18 protein-coding genes are annotated in these 19,036 nt (G+C 59.0%); all 18 read right to left on the reverse strand.

Annotated features, from left to right (window positions below; all coding sequences use genetic code 11):
• Window positions 1-15: 15 nt before the first annotated feature.
• The 18 genes from PHV01_RS03995 to PHV01_RS04080 all read right to left on the reverse strand — a co-directional run bounded on the left by PHV01_RS03995 (window position 16) and on the right by PHV01_RS04080 (window position 19,034).
• A complete protein-coding gene (locus PHV01_RS03995) occupies window positions 16-420 on the reverse strand; it encodes a PIN domain nuclease (protein WP_337289851.1) in 405 nt (134 codons plus the stop codon).
• Window positions 413-616, reverse strand: coding sequence for a type II toxin-antitoxin system VapB family antitoxin (locus PHV01_RS04000; protein WP_337289852.1), 204 nt, complete (start codon window positions 614-616; stop codon window positions 413-415). Before PHV01_RS04000 ends, PHV01_RS03995 begins: the two co-directional genes overlap by 8 nt.
• Window positions 617-827: 211 nt before the next feature.
• A complete protein-coding gene (locus PHV01_RS04005; protein ID WP_337289853.1) occupies window positions 828-1,334 on the reverse strand; it encodes a YetF domain-containing protein in 507 nt (168 codons plus the stop codon).
• A gap of 86 nt (window positions 1,335-1,420) precedes the next feature.
• On the reverse strand, window positions 1,421-4,861 hold the full coding sequence (locus PHV01_RS04010) for a DNA polymerase III subunit alpha (protein WP_337289854.1): 3,441 nt from the start codon (window positions 4,859-4,861) through the stop codon (window positions 1,421-1,423).
• Between the two features lie 36 nt (window positions 4,862-4,897).
• Window positions 4,898-5,212, reverse strand: a complete 315-nt coding sequence (locus PHV01_RS04015) for a DUF2442 domain-containing protein (protein WP_337289855.1) — start codon at window positions 5,210-5,212, stop codon at window positions 4,898-4,900.
• Window positions 5,213-5,237: 25 nt separating this feature from the next.
• Window positions 5,238-5,579, reverse strand: a complete 342-nt coding sequence (gene mazF / locus PHV01_RS04020) for an endoribonuclease MazF (RefSeq protein WP_337289856.1) — start codon at window positions 5,577-5,579, stop codon at window positions 5,238-5,240.
• Window positions 5,579-5,821 (reverse strand): AbrB/MazE/SpoVT family DNA-binding domain-containing protein, encoded by a 243-nt coding sequence (locus tag PHV01_RS04025; RefSeq protein WP_337289857.1) that lies wholly within the window; start codon window positions 5,819-5,821, stop codon window positions 5,579-5,581. Before PHV01_RS04025 ends, mazF begins: the two co-directional genes overlap by 1 nt.
• A 137-nt stretch (window positions 5,822-5,958) precedes the next feature.
• Entirely contained in the window at window positions 5,959-7,491 is a 1,533-nt protein-coding gene (guaA, locus tag PHV01_RS04030; protein WP_337289858.1) for a glutamine-hydrolyzing GMP synthase, read from the reverse strand.
• A gap of 145 nt (window positions 7,492-7,636) precedes the next feature.
• Window positions 7,637-9,100 (reverse strand): IMP dehydrogenase, encoded by a 1,464-nt coding sequence (gene guaB / locus PHV01_RS04035; RefSeq protein WP_337289859.1) that lies wholly within the window; start codon window positions 9,098-9,100, stop codon window positions 7,637-7,639.
• Between the two features lie 68 nt (window positions 9,101-9,168).
• Window positions 9,169-10,155, reverse strand: a complete 987-nt coding sequence (trpS, locus tag PHV01_RS04040) for a tryptophan--tRNA ligase (protein WP_337289860.1) — start codon at window positions 10,153-10,155, stop codon at window positions 9,169-9,171.
• A 27-nt stretch (window positions 10,156-10,182) separates the two neighbouring features.
• Entirely contained in the window at window positions 10,183-10,824 is a 642-nt protein-coding gene (locus PHV01_RS04045) for a site-2 protease family protein (protein ID WP_337289861.1), read from the reverse strand.
• 71 nt (window positions 10,825-10,895) lie between these two features.
• Complete coding sequence (locus PHV01_RS04050) at window positions 10,896-12,179, reverse strand: hypothetical protein (protein ID WP_337289862.1); 1,284 nt, start codon at window positions 12,177-12,179, stop codon at window positions 10,896-10,898.
• Between the two features lie 65 nt (window positions 12,180-12,244).
• Window positions 12,245-13,132, reverse strand: coding sequence for a site-specific tyrosine recombinase XerD (xerD, locus tag PHV01_RS04055; RefSeq protein ID WP_337289863.1), 888 nt, complete (start codon window positions 13,130-13,132; stop codon window positions 12,245-12,247).
• Window positions 13,120-14,304, reverse strand: coding sequence for a glycosyltransferase (locus tag PHV01_RS04060; RefSeq protein WP_337289864.1), 1,185 nt, complete (start codon window positions 14,302-14,304; stop codon window positions 13,120-13,122). The genes xerD and PHV01_RS04060 overlap by 13 nt, the downstream gene beginning before the upstream one ends.
• A 109-nt stretch (window positions 14,305-14,413) precedes the next feature.
• Window positions 14,414-15,988, reverse strand: coding sequence for a glycosyltransferase family 2 protein (locus PHV01_RS04065; RefSeq protein WP_337289865.1), 1,575 nt, complete (start codon window positions 15,986-15,988; stop codon window positions 14,414-14,416).
• A 67-nt stretch (window positions 15,989-16,055) separates the two neighbouring features.
• Window positions 16,056-16,784, reverse strand: coding sequence for an A24 family peptidase (locus PHV01_RS04070; protein WP_337289922.1), 729 nt, complete (start codon window positions 16,782-16,784; stop codon window positions 16,056-16,058).
• A 202-nt stretch (window positions 16,785-16,986) separates the two neighbouring features.
• Window positions 16,987-18,243: a hypothetical protein gene (locus PHV01_RS04075; RefSeq protein WP_337289866.1), complete on the reverse strand. Its 1,257-nt coding sequence runs from the start codon at window positions 18,241-18,243 to the stop codon at window positions 16,987-16,989.
• Window positions 18,240-19,034, reverse strand: a complete 795-nt coding sequence (locus PHV01_RS04080; protein ID WP_337289867.1) for a prepilin-type N-terminal cleavage/methylation domain-containing protein — start codon at window positions 19,032-19,034, stop codon at window positions 18,240-18,242. Before PHV01_RS04080 ends, PHV01_RS04075 begins: the two co-directional genes overlap by 4 nt.
• Window positions 19,035-19,036: the final 2 nt, after the last annotated feature.

Below are 19,036 nucleotides of genomic sequence, written 5' to 3' on the forward strand. Positions count from 1 at the left end.
ATCGCTCTTGGTTGCCTAGGGTTTCCAGATCGGAAGCGCAATATGGCGCGCCATCAGGTCGAAGTGCTTATCGCAATGAAGAAGGCGGCACGGGTAGCTCAAGACAACAGTAGCGATGAGAAGATCCGTCGTGGGAATCGATAAGCCTTTACGTCGCACCGCGTGGGCAATCCTGTAGGCCAATCTCCAGACTGACTCGGTAATCGGGAATTGTTGTAGCGCCTCTAAGTCTTCGCGGAGCTCCTGATACTCTCCTTCCGTCCGTGTGCCGCTGGCAAGCTCCAGGATGATCATTTCACACGTGACTGCCCGCCCCTCAGTGAGCAAACCGTAAACTTGTTGCCGGACAACGGGATTCCCGGTGGGCCGCAGGGCATGGATCCAGGCCGAGGTGTCGATCAGGACCCATCCATCAGCCATCGGCACGCAGCTTGGCGAGTTTTCTCGGAGTTAAGTTCAGTGGAAAGTGGCCAAGTTTTCCAAGGAGACGCTCGATCCGCTGCTGGCGGATAAGGGCCTCCAGGGAGCGGTGGACAACCTCCTTCTTTGTCTTGGCCTTGGTAAGAACCTGCGCCTGCTTGAGGAGCCTCTCGTCAATCTCTAGAGTTGTTCTCATCGCGAACCCTCCTACATGCATAAAACTAGACCGACTTTTATGCTATGTCAAGTTTCTTCGGTATGGTTGGTCAAGACCCCAGCTTCCGCCAGAGCGTCGTCGCCCCCACCCTCAAAATCCGCCGCATGACCGTCGCCGGGCACTAAAGCCAACAGATGGGCTATAGCAGCGTCAACATGGAGGAGTCCAGAAAATCCGAGAGGGAAACGTATCATGCCTGGTTTGAGCGGGACGGCTCGCCATCGGCGGTCCTGGGGATGACGCTGATCCCGCCGTTCTCCTCTAAGACTGCGACGTGCGCCTGCGCCGGTTCTACCAGGCCGTTGCGCCGCAGCGCCGCCAGCAACTCGTCGAGCGTGATGCGTTCGCGTCGCAGATTCTCCTGGAGAATGCGGCCGTTGTGAATCAGGAGGGTGGGCTGGGCCTCGAGCAGGCGGCGAGCACGCTTGGAGCGATACGCCACTTCGGTCACGCCGTAATTGAGCGCAAGGATGGTCACCGCCCCGATGAGTCCGCCCCCGAGCGAGTTGTCGTTGCCGATTACAGCGTTCTGGACCACATTCGAGATGATGAGCAGGACGACAAGGTCAAAGGGGGTAAGCTGGCCTACCTGCCGCTTCCCTGTGAAACGAAACGCCAGCAGCAGGAAGAGATAGACGACACCCGACCGCAGTATCTTTTCAGCAATGGAAATCTCAGGAATGAAGAGCTTCCACATGGCGCCTCCTTCAGGTGTTGCCGTTGGGAGGGTAATGGATGCCTGGGGGAGAGCATATCCTCGCCAGGGGAGGGGCTATACCGAGGTCACACTCCGATTATCGTTCCCGAACCCAACAGGGCCTCCACCTCTTGCCTAAGCAGCTCGTTCGGTTCCACGGTTATGTTTGGCGAGGCGGCAATGGTCACCGTGACGCCCGGCGCAACGCACAGGTGGAGCCTGACAGGAATGGGTCCAGGAAATCGCAGCAGCAGGCTTTTCAACTGCTCCAACCGTTGGTCGGACAGGTGCGCCTCCTCTACCGTAATCTCTACCACCGACTTTCCATTTCGCCTGGCGTTCGCAAGGGGACTCGCCTCCGTCAAGAGCAGCTTGACCACCTCTTCCCCCACATCTACCTGCCCCTTGACGATGACGGCCGCACCCTTCACCAGGTGGAGCAGGTTCGCCTTGTACAGCTCAGGGAACGCCACCGCCTCCACCGTCCCGGCCATGTCTTCGAGCGTCACGAAGGCCATCCGCTCTCCGCTCTTTGTAGTAATCTCCTTGATGGCAGACACGATGGCGCACAGCGTAATCGTCTCTTTGTCCTGGCAGGCCGCGAGACGATCGGTGGTGATAGCCGCAACCTTTGCGATGACATCCCGATAATCGGCCAGCGGGTGGCCGGTGACGTAGAAGCCCAACGTCTCCTTTTCGGCGGCCAGGCGTTGATGCGGCGCCCACTCAGGGATGACCGGCAAGGCCCCCGCCTGGTGGTCGAGCCCGCCTTTCGCCTCTAAGACATCCAGCAAAGAGACCTGGCCCTGGGCCCTCTCACGCTGTGCGCCGGCGCCGGCCTCCATCGCCTTGTCGACAACGGCCATGAGCTGGGCCCTCGCCGCCCCGAGAGAATCGAACGCCCCGCACTTGATCAAGCTCTCAACCACTCGTTTATTCACCAGACGCAGGTCCACCCGCTCACAGAAGTCGAAAATGGAGCGGAAAGGACCTTTGCCACGCCGTGTGGCCAGGATCGATTGGATGGCCGTCTCGCCGACATTCTTGATGGCCACCAGCCCGAATCGAATCTGCTCTCCCACCACGGTAAAGCGGCTTTCCGACTCGTTGACATCCGGTGGCAGAACGGTGATCCCCATCTGTTTACACTCGTCGATATATTTGACGATCCCGTCGGTATCAGCCATCTCAGAGGTGAGGAGGGCCGCCATGAACTCAACCGGGTAATGAGCCTTGAGATAGGCGGTCTGATAGGCCAAGAAGGCGTAAGCGGTTGCATGGGGTTTATTGAAGGCATACCCTGCAAAAGGGGCCATCTTGTCGAAGATCTTTTGCGCCGTCCGGGCCAGGATCTTTTTTTCCTTCGCCCCGTCGACGAACTTCTTCCGCTGCTGATCCATCATCTCGGGATCTTTCTTGCCCATCGCCTTGCGAAGGACATCCGCCTCACCCATCGAGAAGCCGGCGAGGTCCGAGGCGATCCGCATCACCTGTTCCTGGTAGACCATGATCCCGTAGGTTTCTTTCAGGATCGCCTCCATCAACGGGTGGTCGTAGCTGATCTTGACCTTGCCGTTCTTGCGGTTGATGAAGTCATCGATCATGACCATCGGTCCAGGTCGATAGAGCGCCACGAGGGCGATGACATCCTCCAGCCGCTCCGGCTTCAGACGACGCATCAGATCCCGCATCCCCGAGGATTCCAGTTGAAATACCCCGAAGGTCCGCGCCTCGCCGAGCAGGGAAAAGACCGCCGGGTCATCGAGGGGGATCTCCTCGATTTTGATCCGATCCCCCCGTCCGGACGCGATCAGCTCCAAGGTGTTGGCGATGACCGTCAGGGTCCGCAGGCCCAGGAAATCGACCTTCAGCAGGCCGATCTTCTCGATGGCCTTCATGGCGTACTGGGTCGTCGGCTTGCTGCCGGCCTTTGGATCTTTGTAGAGCGGGACATGCTCGGTGAGCGGGTCGCCGGAGATCACGACACCCGCTGCGTGGGTTGAGGCGTGCCGTGTCAGTCCCTCCAGGCACTTGGCGACTCGCCACAGCTCCTCCACCTCTGTCCGACTCTGCACCGCCTCGGTCAGCGGTGGGCTCTCGGCAATCGCCTCGTCCAGACTGATATTGATCCGGTTGGGAACCATCTTGGCGATCTTGTCCACATCGGCATAGGGCATCCCAAGGCCGCGGCCGACATCCCGAATGACCGCCTTGGCCCCCATCGTTCCGAACGTGATGATCTGAGCCACATTGTCGGCTCCATACCGCTTGGTGACATACTCGATCACCTCATCCCGCCGGTCGTCGCTGAAGTCGATGTCCATATCAGGCATACTGATCCGTTCGGGGTTCAGGAACCGTTCGAAGATCAGGCCGTACCGAAGCGGATCGATGTTGGTGATACCGAGGCAGTAGGCAACCAGCGAGGCAGCTGCGGACCCGCGGCCCGGGCCGACCGAGATCCCACGATCCTTGGCAAACTTGATGAAGTCCCAGACTACCAGGAAGTAGCCGGCGAAGCCGGTCTTCTGGATGACCTCCAGCTCGTACTTCAGGCGCGCCTCAACCTCGGTATTCGCGTCCGGGTATCGGACCTTCAGCCCTTGCCAGGCCAGATGGGCCAGATAGGTCTCGGGTGTGTGCCCCTCTGGCACCTGGTACTTGGGCAGGCGAAGCTGCCCGAACTGGAGCTGGAGGTTGCATCGCTCGGCTACGGCAATGGTGTTCTTGACCGCCTCCGGCAGCTCGGCAAAGATCTGCTTCATCTCCGCTGCCGATTTGAAGTAGAACTGATCGGTGGAGAACCGCCAACGATCCTTGTCCTGAATTGTCTTCCCGGTCTGGATGCAGAGCAGCACCTCGTGGGCACGGGCATCTTCCTTACCGGGATAGTGGAGGTCGTTGGTGGCGACAATCGGCAGGTCGAAGGCTTTGGCGAGGCGCAGGACCCCTTCAGTAACCTTCCGTTGTTCCGCCATCCCGTGGTTCTGCACCTCCAAAAAGTAGTTCTCGCGCCCCAGCGCCTCCATGTACCAACTGACAGTCTCTTTCGCCCGATCCTCGTTGTCATCCAGCAACGCCTTGGCTACCTCGCAGTTCAGGCAACCGGAGAGAGCAATGAGCCCCTGGCAATGCTGGGCAAACAGCTCCCGGTCGATTCGCGGCTTATAGTAGAACCCCTCCAGATAGCCGGCCGAAACCAGCTTGATAAGATTCTTGTAGCCGACCTGGTCCTTGGCCAGCAGGGTGATGTGGCTGGCGCCCTCGTAGCCGCTGTCTTGATTGGACCTCTCGAAACGACTGCCGGGGGCAATGTACACCTCACAGCCGATGATCGGCTTTACCCCCTCCTTCATCGCGATAGTGTAAAAGTCGATCGCCCCGAAGAGGTTGCCGTGATCGGTCACGGCCAAGGCGGGCATTTTGTACTCCTTCGCCTTGGCCACCAGCTTCTCCAGGGAGCACGCCCCATCCAGAAGGCTATACTGCGTATGAACGTGCAGGTGAACAAAATCAGAATGGTGCATAATTCTCCTGCAACAACAGGGTGTAGGACATAGGGTTTAGGGGGTAGTGCCTACCTTCTCCTTCACCGTGGCCCATCGTTTGGCTATGCGTTTCATCTCCTCTGCATACTTAGGCCAATCGTGCAATGTCTCCGGATCAAAGTCTGCTCCATTCGGCCATACTAACGTATGCGCTTCCGGGTCAATCTCAACCTGAGCAAACAGCCTTTCATCACGCAGGGGCCCATACACCGCTCCTTCGAGCACCTGGCGGAAGTCAATCACCTGCTCCGACCTATCATCGAATGTAAGCCGTAGTGTATATGGACCGATAATTGCGAAGTCAACAACCCGATAGATTGCATGCGCCATTGTCCACTCGTTATCGTGAGCCACTTCAGACCGCAAGGAGTGACTGTGCCTTGCCGATTACTTCAAGAACAGTCGCCATAGGCGCCTTGCACGAGAACTCAGCATGTCGCGCGTGCCAGTCCATACTCTTGATCTGGTCAGCAAGCACGACACCTGCCACTTTGAGGGCTTTAGGCAAAGACACCTCGAAGGGATAGTCCTTGCGCTGATTCGTAATCGGGCAAAGAAGAACCAAGCCAACTTTCTGGTTATAGGACTGGGGGGAGACGATCAAGGCCGGCCGCCGGCCGGCTTGCTCATGTCCTGCCTGTGGGTCAAAGTCGACCCAGACAATGTCTCCGCGGTCTGGGACATGCGGGGTTGCCATCACAGGGCTTCCTTGCCGACAGGCCGACCGGTCTTACACTCGGGGTGAATGTTACGCTTGGAGACCCTCTTGAGGAGATCCTCAAGCCTGTAGTGCGGCGGTCGGTGGGGCTCGAGGACGAGTTTATCGCCGACAACACGCAGTTCTACGGCACTGCCTTGTTCCAGACGGAATTCGTCCGCAAGAGCCTTGGGGAGTCTCAGGGCAAGACTATTGCCCCATTTCTGAACTCTTGCAGTCATAAAGCGTCCCTCCTATAGTATCTACAATGACGATACCACACGCATCCACGTCATACAAGAGATCTTGGTGGATCAGTTTCGCATCGATCTCGTGCTGAGTCCGGTACGCCTCGAGGTTCATTGCAGCTCAAACGAGGTCACTCCCACTCGATGGTGCTCGGAGGCTTCGAGGAGATGTCGTAGACGACTCGATTGACCCCTTTGACCTCGCTCACGATCCGGCTGCTGATCGCCTGGAGCAGGTCGTGCGGCAGGCGCGCCCAGTCGGCCGTCATCCCGTCGAGGCTGGTGACGGCCCGGATGGCGACGACGTTCTCGTAGGTTCGCTCGTCGCCCATGACCCCCACCGTTTTGATCGGCAACAGGACCGCAAACGCCTGCCACAACTCACGGTCCATCTTCGCTCGTGCGATCTCCGCCTCGACGACGGCATCGGTCTCTCTGAGCAGGTCCAGTCGCGCCTTCGTCACCTCGCCGATGATCCGGACGGCCAGGCCGGGCCCTGGGAACGGCTGGCGCCAGAGGATAGTGTCCGGCAGGCCGAGCTCTCGTCCAAGCTCTCGCACCTCATCCTTGAACAGCTCCCGCAGCGGCTCCAGCAACTCAAAATCGAACTGCTCCGGCAGGCCGCCGACGTTGTGGTGGGATTTGATCGTGACCGACGGCCCCTGAACCGACACGCTCTCGATGACATCCGGATACAACGTACCCTGAGCGAGGAAATCGAATCGTCCAAGCCGCCGCGACTCTTCCTCAAAGACGGCGATGAACTCCGCACCAATAATCTTCCGTTTCTCTTCCGGATCGATGATCCCTTTGAGCCGGGTCAGGAATCGGCCTCTCGCGTCAACCGAGACCAGGTGAACGCCCAAGTGTTCGCCCATGGCCTGCTCCACCTGGGCGGCCTCCCCTTTTCGGAGCAGACCGTTATCGACGAAGACGCAGGTGAGCTTCGGACCGATCGCCCGATGCACCAACAGCGCGACAACCGAAGAGTCGACGCCCCCACTCAGAGCGCAGAGCACCCTCTGATCCCCCACCTGACGCCGAATCTTATCGATGGCCATCTCAGCGAAGGAATGCATCTGCCAATCCTGGGCGCAGCCGCAGACCCTGAACAGGAGATTCCCAAGGATCGCCTTCCCGCTGTCAGTATGGGCGACTTCGGGATGGAACTGGACCGCAAAAAGCGGCTGGGTTCGATGGCGAATCGCGGCAAATGGCGCATTGGCCGTGTGGGCAAGGCGACGGAACGTGTCGGGGATCTCCTCAAGCTTGTCCCCGTGGCTCATCCAGACGGTAAGCCCACTCCCAAGACTGAAGAAAAGATCGGAGTCATCGTCGATCGTGAGGGATGCCCGGCCATATTCCCGGTTGGCTGCCCGGGTCGAGATGGCACCATAGAAGTGTCCAAGCACCCCCATCCCGTAGCAGATCCCGAGGACCGGCACGCCCTGCTCGATGATCTCGCGCCGACACAGGGGAGCATCCGGTTGGTAGACACTGGCCGGACTACCGGAGAGAATGATTCCCTTTGGATCAAAAGTCTTGATGTCGTCTAGCGGCAGGTTGAACGGATGGATCTCGCAGTAGACACCCAGTTCACGGATGCGGCGGGCGATCAACTGCGTGTACTGTGAGCCGAAGTCAAGGATCAGGATTTTATGCATGAAGGGCAGCTATGAGCGATTAACCATCAGCGCTCAGCTAAGGCACTGCAAGAGGGGGCACGATCGAGCATTCCGGAAGTCTATCTTCACACATTTGTATTGTTTGTCCGGTCAACTGCTGATAGTTGACCGCTGAAAGCTGCTCTTAGTCCAACCGGTAGTTCGGCGCTTCTTTCGTGATGATGACGTCATGCACGTGGCTCTCGCGGAGCCCTGCGGAGGTGATTCGGACAAAGCGGCCTTTCTGGCGAAGCTCCTCGATGGTCTGGCAGCCACTGTAACCCATACCGGCCCTGAGCCCCCCAATCAGTTGGTAAATGCTGCCGGCCAGCGTCCCTTTATAGGGAACGCGCCCCTCAATCCCCTCGGGAACAAGCTTATACTCCTCCGTTTCAGCCTCCTGGCCGTATCGATCCCTTCCACCCCGCTGCATAGCGCCCAGCGAACCCATACCCCGGTAGACCTTGTAGGTCCGTCCCTGAAAGATGACCGTCTCACCCGGGCTTTCCTCGGTTCCCGCCAGGAGACCCCCAAGCATCACGGCATGCGCCCCAGCCGCAATCGCCTTGGTCATGTCACCCGAGAACTTGATGCCGCCGTCGGCAATAATCGGGATACCATGTCGGTCGGCGACTTTCGCGCATTCGGCGATCGCCGTGATCTGCGGGACTCCGGCCCCAGCGACCACCCGAGTCGTACAGATGGAGCCTGGACCGATTCCGACTTTCAGGCCGTCGGCCCCGGCTTTAATCAGCTCCTCGGCCCCTTCGGTCGTTGCGATGTTTCCGGCAATGACCTCGGTATCGGGGTAACGTCGCTTGATCGTGACTACCGTCTCCACCACCCCGCTGCTATGGCCGTGGGCGGTATCCACCACCAGGACATCGACGCCGGCCCTGACCAGCGCGTCCACTCGCTCCAGCATATCCTCGCCGACGCCGACGGCTGCGCCTACGCGCAATCGCCCTAGCTCATCCTTACAGGCATTCGGGAACTTGATCGTCTTCTCAATGTCCTTGATGGTGATGAGGCCACGGAGATTGAACTCCTCATCCACCACAAGCAGTTTCTCGATCCGGTTCCGGTGCAGGATCTCCTTTGCCTCTTCCAGACTGGTGCCGACCGGCGCCGTTATGAGTCGATCCTTGGTCATCACCTGGGAAATCTTCAGATCAAGCTTGGTCTCGAAGCGGATGTCACGGTTGGTTAGGATACCGACCAATTTGCCGTTCTGCGTCACGGGGACACCGGAGATTCGATAGCGTTGCATCAGTCCCAGGGCATCAGAGAGCCTCTGATCCGGTGAGATCGTGATCGGGTCCACAATCATCCCGCTCTCGGACTTCTTGACCTTGTCAACCTCAAAGGCCTGCCGATCCGGAGGGAAGGCCCGGTGGATCATGCCAATCCCCCCCTCCCGGGCCAGCGCAATGGCCATCCTGGCCTCGGTGACCGTGTCCATCGCGGCACTGATGACTGGGATGTTGATCGAAAGACGCCTGGTCAGGCGTGTACACACATCAACGTCCCGTGGCAGAACCTCGGACTTGGCAGGGATCAGGAGCACGTCGTCAAATGTCAGCCCCTCTGGGATTGAGCGATCAAGCATCTCCGCACCTCAAGAAATCAACCATCAGCGCTCAGCTATTAGCTGAATGCTGACTGCTGAAATAGGTTTCACAAGTGCATCGCGGTCTTGACCTCTGACAGGGTCTCGCCTGCAACCTTCTTGGCCTTTGCCCATCCGTCCTCCAGCACTTCCTGGACGATCTCCGGGTGGGTCGCCAACTCTTGACGTCGGTCGTAAATAGGCCGAAGGACCGGAAGCATGTGCTGCAGGAGAACCCCCTTACAGTCCAAGCAGCCGATTCCCGCTGTCCGGCAGCCGGGATCGATGGTAGCATTCCGCTCCGCCTTGGGAGTGAAGATCTTGTGCAGGTCAAAGACCGGGCAGACATCAGGATTGCCGGGATCGCGCCGGCGCACCCGGGCCGGATCCGTCACCATCGGCCTGATCTTTGCGGTCACCTGCTCGGGCGAATCGGACAAATAGACGGCGTTACCGTAGCTCTTGCTCATCTTGCGGCCATCGGTGCCTGGGACCTTTGGAAACTCGGTCAGGAGCGCCTCGGGTATGGCGAGGACTTCCCCATACAGATAGTTGAATCGGCGCGCGATCTCCCTGGCCAACTCCAAATGCGGCACTTGATCGATACCGACCGGTACGTGATTGGCCTTATAGATCAGGATGTCCGAGGCCATCAGGACCGGGTACCCCAAAAACCCATAGGTGCTGAGGTCTTTGGTGGTCAGCTCCTGCTGCTGCTCCTTGTACGTCGGATTGCGCTCCAGCCAAGGCACCGGCGTGATCATCGACAGCAACAGGTACAGCTCCGCATGTTCATGAAGCTTCGACTGCAGGAAGAGAGTCGCCTTTGAGGGGTCGATCCCGGCCGCCAACATATCCAGGACCATCTCGCGGATATTCTCCTGGATACCCTTCGTCTCGGCGTACTCAGTCGTGAGCGCATGCCAGTCGGCTACGAAAAAGAAGCATTCGTACTCCTCCTGCAGACGGCGCCAGTTATCTAGGGCCCCAAACAGGTGGCCAAGGTGAAGGCGCCCTGTTGGCCTCATCCCACTTAAGACTCGACTCTTCGACATCGACTGTCGTACTCCTCCTGTACGTACCTACGCGCCGAGCAACAGACCGGCAACAAGTGCAATGGGTGGCCAGATCAGCCGATCGACCGCCCCGCTGAAGATCAGAACCATTAGAATGACAAAGCCGTACCGCTCGATCCTGCCATACGCGACGGCCTGGCGCGGTGGCAGGAGCCCGGCCATGACGCGGCCGCCATCGAGCGGCAGCAGGGGGATCAGGTTAAAGACGGCCAGCGCCACGTTGATCAGTACGCTCCAGTGCAACATATGATAGACCGGCGTGAACCACGCAAGCAACCAGGTCGACTCTTCCGCCCCTGCCGTTCCGTCAAACATCCGAAGCGACCAGGCGCACACGGAGGCAAGGATAAGGTTCGCACACGGCCCGGCAGCCGCCACCAAAACCATGTCACGCCTCGGATGTCGGAGGTTGTCGAAATTTACCGGAATCGGCTTGGCCCACCCCACCGGCGTGAAGATCAGAGCCAGGGTTCCGACCGGATCAAGGTGGGCGATAGGGTTAAAGGTGAGGCGGCCTGACAATCGCGCGGTCGGATCACCCCGCTTGTCGGCGACCCATCCGTGGGCATATTCGTGAAACGTCAAGGCTGCCAGGATGGCCGGCAGCCTCACGCTCAAACTTAGAATGAACTGCGTCAGATCAGGCATCGTTTCGCTACGCGCTTTCCGCCAAATACACACTTTAGCTACATTTACCGTAACAAAGGGAACCCCCCTTGTCAATCTCGAAGGCACGCGCTGGCGAAACGCTGAAGGGCAAATGAGGTCTCATCCTCCTTGGTACAGAGGCGCCCGTCCAGCTTGGCCGTACGCAGTGCAGCAAGGATCCTCCGGTAGATGGGACCGGGCTTAAGCCCTAACCGATGCAAGTCCCCCCCTTTGAGCAGCGGCACAATGCTCCATGAGGTTGTGAGGTATTTGGAGACCGCCTCCTGTGCCGATCCCTTCACAAGCCCAGCCAGAAGTACGACCCTCGCCTCCGGCGAAAGGGGATCGAGAAGCCGAGCCATCCGGCTTTGGCGCAGATCGACGGCGTGTGTCAGCTTTTGCGCGGCGTGTCGACATGCCGTGTGATCAGCTACCAGCTTCTCGGCAATCCGATGGGGTGGGGTGAGCCGCTTGAGGATGGCAACAACCGTCCTTGGATGCAAAGAATAGAACATCGCAAGGAGCAGCGCCTCACCTTCCACCGCTCTCTCCAGCGGCGGCATGGATGGGGCCTGAGAGAGAACCCGCTGCACGCGTTCGAGCAGACCGAAGGCGGCGGCAGAGAGGGCGAACTTCGGATGAATGGCCGTCAACACGCCCAGATCCCTGAAACGCCTGATGATGCGGGGAGCCGATAGTTCTTTCGTACTCAGGTAGAGCTCCCTGAAGATTCTCGAACCGGCAAGATTCCCGACCGCCCCCCATTGTACTGCAGCCTTCATCAGCCGCAACGTGTCACGGGAAATAACGAACCGGTACCGGCCTTCAAACCGAGCTGTCCTGAAGAGCCGAGTGGGGTCGTCGATGAAGCTCTGCTCATGCAAGATTCTGATCCGGCCGCGCTCCAGATCCCGGAATCCTCCCAGTGGATCGATCAGCGGCCCGAACCGATGATGCTCGATGCGGGCAGCCATGGCATTGATGCTGAAATCTCGTCGAAGCAGATCGGCAAGGAGTGGGGCAGGTTGAACCTCCGGCAGCGCGGCAGCATGCGGGTATCGTTCCGACCTGGCGGTAGCAAGATCGAGCGTCCTGCCTCCGGGAAGCCGCAGGTGGGCGGTTCCGAACCTGGGGTGAGGCGCCACCACCGCCTTAAGGAAGTGCGCCAGACGTCTGGCGACAGCAATGGCATCGCCCTCAACCACCAGATCGATATCAATATTGCTCCGGCCAAGGAGGAGATCCCGCACATAGCCGCCGACCGCATAGATCGGCGAAGAGGCGGCAGCCCTGCGCGCCGCCTCGAGCACCCTCCGGCTGAGCGGATCAAGCTTTCGGAATTGCGGAAGCTGCATCGTTACCAAGCGCTTCGTATCCCAAATTCCCCAACCCCTAACCCCTATCCCCTAACTCCCCGCCTTTATGCTCGGGGGTGATAACGATCGTAAACCGACTTCAGATGCGCCCGGGAGACATGTGTGTAGATCTGCGTCGTAGAAATATCGGCATGGCCCAACATCATCTGGACCGCCCGCAGGTCGGCACCGCGCTCAAGGAGGTGTGTGGCAAAAGAATGGCGAAGCGTGTGAGGGGTCACTCGTCGGTCGATCCCCGCCGCCGTCGCGTACGCGCGGAGGAGCTTCCAGAAACCTTGACGCGTCAGCGGCCACCCCCAGCGGTTCAAGAACAGCACAGGAGTTGACCGTCCTCTTTGAAGGTGCGGTCTTGAGTCGGCGAGATACCGGCGAACAGCCGCCTGGGCATCTCTCCCCAACGGAACCACCCGGTCCTTCCCGCCCTTTCCCTGGCAGCGTACGTAGCCCACTTCCAGGTCCACATCAGACATCTGGAGGGTCACCATCTCCGACACCCGAAGGCCGGCCGCATACAGCAGTTCCAGCATCGCCTTATCACGAAGACCCAGGGGATTACTGGCAGGCGGCGCCGCCAGCAGCCGTCCCACCTCGTCCTGGCTCAGCACCCCTGGAAGACGCATCCAGGGGCTCGGGGACTCAAGGTGTGCGGTAGGATCCTCTTTCACATGGCCCTGCGTCAGCAGGTACCGGTACAGACCGCGAAGCGACGACGTGCGGCGCGCGACCGTCCGAGGCTGGAGCCCCTCCTCTCGGAGCGCCAAGAGCAGACGTGCGACGTGCCCGCGGCCGACCTCCTGAAATGAGCCGACCCCAGCCTGCTTGAAGTAGCCGACTATCCGGCGTAGATCCCTTCCATACGCCGCCAGGCTGTTCTCTGCCAGCCCCCGCTCGACCGTCAGGAACCTCAAGTACTCCTCGATCAACTGCTCCATTGAAAATCAGGGATTAGGGTTTGGGGTATAGGGTTCAGGAGTCGCTCGTAGACCTCAAGCAGCCGCACGGCCGAGGCTTCGGCCGTCAGCTTCATCGCACTCACCCTGCCCTGCTCGGCGTAGCGATGGAGACTCGCCCCATTGCAAAGTAGCGTGAGCAGGCGCTGGACGAAATCGCCCTCGGTATCGTCGGCCAGGGCCCCGTTCACCCCATCTATGATGAAATCCGAGGTGCCAACGGACCGGACAGCCAGCACGGGGAGCCCGTGCGCCATCGCCTCGAGCACAACCAAGCCTTGGGTCTCTGAAACGGATGGAAAGACAAAGAGGTCCGCAGCCTGATACCAGCAGCCAACAGTCTGATGCGGGACCGGGCCCACGAAGTGGACACGGTCAGCAATTTCCAGATGGGCGGCCAGCCGCTGTAACGACCGCTCATCATCCCCTTCCCCGACTACCAGCAGTGTGAGGTTGGGCACAACCCGGACCGCGGCATGGATTGCCCGCAAAAGCAGCCCGAGATTCTTTTCCCTGGCCAGCCGTCCCACGTACAGGAGGACCGGCCCGTTGTCCTCCGGCACACCAAGGCGACGCCGAATCTGGGCCTTCGATTCCTTCGACTCTTCCGGCGGCTCGATCCCCGTGGGGATCACTTCAATGGGGACGGTGACCCCGTGGCGCCGTAGCCGCTCTTGCACCCCTGAAGTGGGCGCGATGACCAGATCGGCCCGGTTAGCGAAGGCGTGGCTTCGAGCCTCCGCGACCCGGGCAGCCATGGGCGAAACGACCGGCAGGTAGTGGGCGTAATGCTCGTACAGCGTATGATAGGTAAACACACACGGGACTCGCAGCCGGCGCGCCAGACGGTAGGCATATGGCCCGACAAGGAACGGGTGATGGGTATGGATAACCTGCAGACCGAGGCGTGCAATCAGACGATGAAGCCCCACGGCGACGGCTGGAATCGGCACGGCATAACGGTGATGGGTCGGAACGCGCAGCGATGGGAACCGGTAGGTGTCGGGTTCTACGTCCGGGCAGTCCGGGTAACGCGGCGCAAAGATGAAGACCCGATGGCCGAGGCGACGCATGTGAAGCGCAAATTGTTGAATGGAGACAGCGAGGCCGTTCAGCAGTGGGGAGGCGTTACAGGTAAAAAAACCGATCTTCACAGATGTTCTGGGTCTCGGGTTTCGGGTCTCGGGTTTCGGGTCCAAACCTGAGAATCAGAACACCTCATTGTCTGTAACTCGAAACAAGAAACTCGGAATCCGCAACTGTTCATTTTCTGGTAATCTCGGTGTGAGTAATGGAGATGCCCAGCGCCAGGCGAGCTTGCATATAAAGCTGTGCCGTAGCCATCAGGAAATAGTTATGCAGGTTGACCGGCGTGAAGGTGAGGCGAGACCACTCAAAGAGTGTCCTGGACTGCCGCCAACGGCGAGGCGGCCGCTGATAAATAATCGGCTTCAGCGTGTGCGGAACTAACACCATACCCAAGAACATTGAAGCGGTCAGCACAATCGTCTGGAATCGCAGATTAAAGGCGGCGAGCGGACTCACGCACAGGCTCTTGCTCCCCATCCGTAAGGCGAGCACATCAGGCGAAAGGAAAACCTGAAACGGCCACAGCTCTCCGACGCAAGGGCTGATCCAGGAGATCAGGATCAGTTGCGCCGGCAAAAAGACCATGAGGGGCGGCATGGCGTTGGCAAACAGCGCCCGAAGCGCCAGGAACAACTTATGCTTCAGCAGCGGCGGCCGCGCGTCGTCAAATCTTCGCACATAATTGACTACGAATTTGACGTCCACCGCGCCGCGGGCCCAACGGGCGATCTGGCTCCACGAGTCCCTGGTGGTGAGCGGCGCCTGCCCCCAGGTTGGCATCTTGATAGGGGCCACGCGAAACCCTTCCATCACCACCTTGTACCTAAACTGCATATCCTCGTTGTGACGATTCGGTTCAAAGTAGTCTACCGTGCGGAAATCGCTGAAGGGGAGGCTTGTCCCGGGACCCAGGACCAGATAATCGCCCGCCGTCTGCATCTTTCCCATCTGATACAGGACGAACCCGGAATTGTGCAGGCGAGGCAGCATCGGCACCTTCCAGTAGTTCGAGGTATAGGTGGTGAGGCTCTGCAGAACGACCCCCCGGTCTCCCCTGGTCATCGCACGTTCCGCTTCCCGCTGATGGCTGACCTCTCGGAAGGCAAGATCTTGTGGGTGCAGAATCGTATCGGCATCGATGATCAGAATCTTCAAGTCCTCACCCCGAAGTGCGCCGTCGTCGATCTGGCGCGCAAGATGCCGGCCAGCCTCGCTGATCGATGTTGCCTTACATCTGTTCACGATCCCGTCGGTGGGATAGATGAAGAGCCGGATCCTGAGGGTCTGCTCGAACGTCGGGAGGAGATCGCGTAGCGTGTCAAGCGTCTCCTGGTCCTCCGCCTCGACGATCGGCATCAGGGTGATCCGCTCGAGCGGGTAGCGCTGCCTCTCGATCGAACGAATCGCCTGAAACAGCACACGACGGTTGCTTTCCCGCTTCAGGGGCATGAGGATCGCATAATGACTCAAGGAGTGGCCAGAGATCTCGATCCTGCCGCGCCAGTCGGTCTCCATGTTGGCCAGCAGTTCCTGTCGCGTCTTATGAGCGCGGACCTGATTGATGACCAGGTAGCCGATCCAGATGGTGATAACAATAAATCGAAAGACCTCAGCCCAAAACGGATCGCCAGGAAGGTATCGGAGTAGCGGATAGATCGAGAGGAGCAGAAGGGTCGTGAGAATCGGAAGAATATCCAGGACCCGCTCGAACATCCTGACTGCAAAAGTGGGGTGACCGCCGTACGTCATCGTGTACTCACAGATAGAATTTCTACACGAGTCACGGCAGGGTGTCAACATTATGTTGACGCTGATGTCACCTGAAGAGGCTCATGTACCAGTCGATCACACGATCTCCAGCAAACAGGGTAACGACCGCGCCGAGCGCCAAAAACGGTCCGAATGGAATCCGGCCTTTCCGCGACAACACACCGGCTGCGATCAGTCCCAGCGAAAGACAGGCGCCGGAGACAACCGCAAAACCAAAAGATACAAGCATGAGGCGCCAACCAAGGAAGGCGCCAATCATACTGAGAAGGGTCACATCGCCGCCGCCCATGCTCTCCTGCTGAAAGGCCACTTCCGCATACACCGCAATCAGGTACACCAGTCCAGCGCCGACAAGCGCCCCCGTTACGGCTTCAAGTGGCGAGGGATCGAAGGTGAGTACGCTCGAGATAAGACCGAGGGGTATGCCCGGAAGGGTGAGTATATGGGGAATGATGCCATGATCCAGATCGATAAATGTGATCACCACCAGTACCGAGAGGAAAAGCAGGAGGAACGCGGTCCGAATAGCAATGCCGGAGTGTAGTACCGTCATAAGGTAAAGGCCGGCGGTCAGCCCTTCAACCAGCGGGTAACGCCAGTGGATTGGAGCCTTGCACCGTCGGCATCGGCCCGCAAGCCACACAAAGCTGACAAGAGGGATATTATCGTACCAGCCGATCGGCCCATTGCACCGAGGGCAGTGCGACCCAGGAAGGGCGAGGCTTTCGTCGCGTGGGATGCGCCATATACAGACATTCAAGAAACTTCCGACCACAAGCCCCAGAGGGATGCTCAAGATTACTGACAAGTTTTCTAGCGACAGATTACCGGGCAAGAGTGACTGACCCCCTATGGCGTGGTCTCGGACTTACCAAAGCGATTAAGCCGCAACCGGATAACAGAATACACGATCGACATGGCCTGTAGGATAGCAGTTCCTGGACAGGTTACCAACCATAAAGCTGTCACGAAAGGGTCTAAAGTCCCCAGGAAAGGAACTGGAGTGGGCCTTGAAGGGGCGGGTTGGAACCGCAATTATACGTAAGCGTAATATTGCCGTTCACGATGTTGGCGCTCACAGGGCTGCCGGGCGTGTCGGGGGCGTTTTCACCAATGATGAGTCCGGTAATGGTCCCGGTGCCGCTGAGATCGAACTGTTCATGAGCTGCTATCAGTCCGTTGTAGCCATTGCTTGGGGTGCCTTGGATTTTGACATCACGGCCTGCGATAAACAAGGAATCGTGAACGGTATAGGCGGCGTCGGCGCCTATCGTCGGATTGCCGGTAATCTTGACATCGCCGGTTGCAATCAGAGTAGTTTTCCATGGGTCGGTTGTAGAGCCTGTCACCGTCACGCTGCCGTCGAAATAGAATGTACCGTCACAGGGTGTGTTGCTGGCCAGGTCCCACGAAGCGAGAGGGGTGTCGGCGGTGTACTTCCATCCACAAGTAGAAGTATCTCTGGAATTCAGGGTTTGAAGCAGGGTGCCGCTGCCGTCGCGCACCTCACCCTTACCGTTCGCGTTCACCGTCATCTGATATAGGTGATCCAGGTGGCCTGCAAGCAGGTTCGTCGCGGCGGTCAGGAAATCGGCCGGATCGATGTGCGGAACTGTTTCTGTCGGTGTGCCGCCCCCGCTGCCGGCACCGACAGTTGCGCCGGCGGGATTCGAATAAGTGCCGCTGGCGGTCGCGTTGCCGTTAATTTCAACATGGCCACCATTCAGGGTAAGATTACCGTTGGCATGAACGTTCCCGCATGTCCCACCAGTTGCTAACACGTCTGTGCTGCCCCCAATTGTCATACTACCGTCGGTCAGGATAGCGTCATTGGAGCGAAAAAATGTACTCATGACGGCTCTTCGAATCGCTTGAGACCCTCCGATAGCGCTGGCGCCGGTTGACACCACCCTCACCGTGTAATCTCCCGCCTTCTGATACTGAACAGTATAGCTTCCCGCCCCGCCCAATTGCGTAGCGGGTATGATATTCTGAAGCGTGGCATTGGCATTTGTCATGTCGCTCGGTGTCGTTCGCAGTGTGTTAAAGGCGTGCTCCAGTCCGGCCTCGGCCAGGAACCGGGCCTGGATGGCGCGCAGAAGGTTGGACGCGATCTGCGCCTCAGAGCCTCCGATAGACAGAATGGCAGCCGCGAGCGCCGCCAGGACGACGAAGGCCATGAGCACAAGCGGAAGGATAAGACCCCGATCATCTCCAAGCCGCTTATACTTCATGGCAGGCTCCTTGGCTTGACCCTGGTGGTCATGCGGCGTGCGCTGCCGTCCGGACTCTGCACCGTGAGGTCGATCCGAATCTCCCTGATAAGGGCTGCATCCGCAGTCTGCGTCACCCCGTCGGCGCTGAAATAGGTGAAGGTCAGGTTTGTCACATTATCGATAATGGTATCGGCGTTGGCTCCGCCCTGTCTCCTGGTGAGGGTGTTGGCGCCTGCATTTCGGGTGTAGGTAATGGTCTTGACATCTCGGACAAGACTGCCCACGGGATAGGCCGAGCTGAGGGGCGATGCAATGGTTAGAGTGCTGCCGCCTATGCCCGTTATTTGCCTGACATCCCGCGTGCCCCCGTCGGCGATATAGATATAATCGTTCAGACCAGAATTCGGATCCGCATAGATCTTGAAGGCATCGGCGGTCGCCGTTGCGCTTAGGCTTAAAGAAACAGTGTTCGCGGTAAATGCGGTGGCCGTCGCCTCAACACCATTGATCACGGAAGAGTCGTCTACGTTCGCCATAAAGGTGATGCTGGCTGGGGAGGCAGCCGTGATCGCGTTGCCTGCGCCGTTAGCTCCGACCCAGTATGAACCGATCAGCCGGAGCTCGTTTGCCATGCGATCCAGGCCTGCCCTTGCGCCAAGCTGGGCATCCTCCAAGGCGGTGGCCCGAGTATAGATGCCCTGCGAGACCTGGTAGACTCCTAAGATGGCCCCGCCAATTAAGCCTGCAATCGCCAGGACGATCAACAGCTCAACGAGGCTATATCCCTCGGTTTCAGGGACACGCTTCATGA

The organism is Candidatus Methylomirabilis sp., assembly GCF_028716865.1.
Lineage (GTDB): Bacteria > Methylomirabilota > Methylomirabilia > Methylomirabilales > Methylomirabilaceae > Methylomirabilis.